This window comes from Catellatospora sichuanensis (assembly GCF_007483665.1).
In the GTDB taxonomy this organism is placed as follows: Bacteria; Actinomycetota; Actinomycetes; order Mycobacteriales; family Micromonosporaceae; genus Catellatospora; species Catellatospora sichuanensis.
The window spans coordinates 1-2,677 of record NZ_ML660194.1; the positions used below are offsets into that span (position 1 = coordinate 1).

Annotated in this window: 5 protein-coding genes; 2 read left to right on the forward strand and 3 right to left on the reverse strand. The window is 66.8% G+C overall.

The genetic code is table 11. The features are described 5' to 3' along the window. Positions 1-134 precede the first annotated feature (134 nt). Complete coding sequence (locus tag FLL47_RS14260; protein ID WP_222106073.1) at positions 135-788, forward strand: carbon-nitrogen hydrolase family protein; 654 nt, start codon at positions 135-137, stop codon at positions 786-788. Between the two features lie 68 nt (positions 789-856). Here the strand turns inward: FLL47_RS14260 and FLL47_RS14265 are convergent, their stop codons facing one another. Continuing rightward, positions 857-1,117 carry a hypothetical protein gene (locus FLL47_RS14265; protein WP_144121007.1) on the reverse strand — a complete coding sequence of 87 codons (261 nt, stop codon included), beginning with the start codon at positions 1,115-1,117 and terminating at the stop codon, positions 857-859. Positions 1,118-1,323: 206 nt separating this feature from the next. Here FLL47_RS14265 and FLL47_RS14270 point away from each other — a divergent pair, with 206 nt between their 5' ends. Continuing rightward, entirely contained in the window at positions 1,324-1,548 is a 225-nt protein-coding gene (locus FLL47_RS14270; RefSeq protein ID WP_144121008.1) for a hypothetical protein, read from the forward strand. A gap of 113 nt (positions 1,549-1,661) precedes the next feature. Here FLL47_RS14270 and FLL47_RS14275 read toward each other — a convergent pair whose 3' ends face one another. Both FLL47_RS14275 and FLL47_RS14280 read right to left on the reverse strand, forming a co-directional pair. Beyond that, the gene (locus FLL47_RS14275; protein ID WP_144121009.1) at positions 1,662-1,898 is read right to left on the reverse strand and encodes a hypothetical protein; all 237 of its coding nucleotides are present in this window, start codon (positions 1,896-1,898) and stop codon (positions 1,662-1,664) included. 351 nt (positions 1,899-2,249) lie between these two features. Beyond that, complete coding sequence (locus FLL47_RS14280; protein ID WP_144121010.1) at positions 2,250-2,600, reverse strand: helix-turn-helix domain-containing protein; 351 nt, start codon at positions 2,598-2,600, stop codon at positions 2,250-2,252. Positions 2,601-2,677: the final 77 nt, after the last annotated feature.

Sequence of the window (2,677 nt, forward strand, 5' to 3'; positions counted from 1 at the left end):
TTGGACCAGCGCCACAGCATCCTTACGGAACTGTTCGGTGTACTGCGAAGGGCGTGCCACCAGGACATCCTTCCTCCTGGCCATCCTGCCAGGGATCAGGGTGTCCGGCCCGAAGGTGGAAGCTCAGGGCCGACGTGGACTGGGCCGCGGTCCGCGACGAGCTCGGCAAGGTGGCCGAGCTGGCGGCAGAACTCAGGGTGTGGGTAGTGCTGGGCTCGGCACACCCGCTGACACCCCCGCACCTGCCCCACAACAGCCTCTACGTGATCTCCGACCAGGGACAGATCATCACCCGATACGACAAGCGCTTCTGTTCGAACACCGAGATCACGCGTTTCTACACCCCCGGCTTCGAGCCGGTGGTGTTCGACGTCGACGGCTACCGGTTCGGCTGTGCCATTTGCGTCGAGGTCAACTTCCCGCAGCTGTTCGCCGAGTACGCACGCCTCGGCGTGGACTGCCTGCTGCTGTCGGCTTGGCCCGTCGATTCGATCTTCTTCCTTAAGGCTCAGGCCCACGCCGCGATCAACAACTACTGGCTCAGCCTGTCGGTCCCCGACCAGAGCGCTGACCTGATGCGATCGGCGATCATCGGCCCCGACGGCAGCCACCTGGTCTCCGTCGAAGCCACTGCAGAACCGGCCGTCGTGACCCTGAACCGCGACGCTCCCGAGTTCCACATCGCGTTGGACCACGCCCGCCCCTGGCGCGCCGAGGCCAATCAGGGCGACATCTACCGCAGTCGCCGTGTTGACGATCCCCGAAGCGCTGACCGAACGTGCGCATAGCCCCAGGTAGCGAATGACTAGGCATACACGCACGGCATGTCAACGAGGGCCATAACCAGGCCTGGTGCTCAGGTCGGCCAGTCCAGCTGTGCGGCCGGCACGCCCACCGACTCCGCATATGCCCTGACCTGGTCGTTTTGGTTCCGATCGCCGCGGCGGATCACGAACCGGCGCCCGGCGAACACGACGTGCCGTGCGTCCGTCACGGCATAGTCGGCGTACCACGGACCGGCCGCAAGTGCCGCCGCGAGCTGGTCACCAAGCCGTTCGACCTCGTCATCCGCGCACGCGAAGTCGATCAGAGTCCACTGCTCGGTGTAGGTTCTCATTGCCCTTGTCCAGACCCAGCGTTCAGAGCTGCAGGCTTCGCGACGCTTTCACCGATGTCACCTTGGCAATTCTCGCCAGCCCTGTCATTTCCCGACGCCTGCATTTGGTCACGATGTGCATGATCCTTCAGCCGACAGCGCACAGGGGCTGCTACAGCGTGCTTGGACGCGGCTAACAACTGGGCGTCGGTGGCAACGACCCTACCGTGATCGAGCTGAGCTGTGACGCCGCCGCCATGATCGGCGATCGTGCGCAGGTGTGCATCGTTCCCGACGCCAACCACCTGTTCAGCGAACCCGGCGCGCTGCAGCAGGTCGCCGAGCCGAGCTGGCGATCGGATGGTTCTACCTGCATCTGGCACCAGCGGCAGCGGCACAGCTGCCGCAGGAACGGTCCGCGCCGCCGCAAGGCGTGTCCCGGGACAACTTGACGGCAGCATCGCAGCCTTGCCAGACGGAGTCCCGCGACCAGGCGAACCATTGACAGGGGCGGCTAATGGTCGGAGCGGCCTACGGAAAGGTCACCAATGAGTTCCGGAACCGGCTACTCCTCGGGGTCGGCCAGGGCGTGGAACCGGTAGAGCCACCTCGGGTCGCCGCCTGGGTTGGGTTCCCGGATGTAGACGGCCTCCCAGGGATCCTGCGCTCCGGCGGCGGCGAGGGGATCGTCCGCAGGCAGCCAGATCGAAACCGACATCGGCGGATCGTCGGCGTCCGGTACGTCGATCTCCTCCAAGGACTCAGCCGCGCCGTGCACGAACTTGACGGTGATCTTCTCCATGGCGCCCTTCCTGTGAGCAGTGCTGGCGCGGGGTGAACGCCGTCAGAGACGGTGCGTTACCGAGGTCCCGTGCTGTGCGGCCCGGTCACACATGCCGACAGGGTTTGCGGCTGGGCTCAGGCCGGTGTCGCGTCGGACCCGGTTGCCGTCACCTACGCAGTCGGGGCAGCGGTGGGCTGGGTCGGGGCCGGTCGGAGCGTCCCATCCGGCGAGTACGGCTTCCAGTCGCAGGCTTGCGTAGTGGTAGCAGCCGTCGTCGAACGCCGTGAACCGGGTGCCGCAGTCGTCGCAGCTGATCGCGAAGTACTGTCGGCCTCGGTGGTCGCGTTTGAGGTGCAGCGCCATCGTCGGTCACTCCTGCGGGCCTCGTTTTGGCTGCTGGTCCTTGCGGCGCAGCAGTTCGATCATCGCGTTGGCGGCGGCGAGTTGGTATTCGAGGCTGACGATGCGCACGGCTGCGTCCAGGCGGATGCCGTCGTCGACCAGGGCGCGGGCGCGTTCAGCGCGGTGCAGGTCGTCGCGGCTGTAGCGGCGGTGTCCGCCCTCGGAGCGGTGCACTTCGAACAGCCCGGCTGTTTCGGCTGAGCGCAGGAAGGCGGGGGTGACGCCGATGGCGGTCGCGGCCGCGTTCATCGCGTAGCCGGGATAGCTCGCGTCGCCCAGCGCTGCGGCTCTGTTCAGCGGGCGGGGAAGGTCCGCCATCGCCGTCACCTCCATCGTGTCTGGTCGCTGTTTCGGGCTGGCCCGGCGTGGCGCGGGCGGGAGGGGTTTCCGCCCGC

What these genes read in the sequence shown, in the direction of transcription:
- FLL47_RS14265 (WP_144121007.1), bottom strand. Translation starts at nt 1,117, where the DNA reads ATGAGAACCTACACCGAGCAGTGGACTCTGATCGACTTCGCGTGCGCG.
- FLL47_RS14275 (WP_144121009.1), bottom strand. Translation starts at nt 1,898, where the DNA reads ATGGAGAAGATCACCGTCAAGTTCGTGCACGGCGCGGCTGAGTCCTTG.
- FLL47_RS14280 (WP_144121010.1), bottom strand. Translation starts at nt 2,600, where the DNA reads ATGGCGGACCTTCCCCGCCCGCTGAACAGAGCCGCAGCGCTGGGCGAC.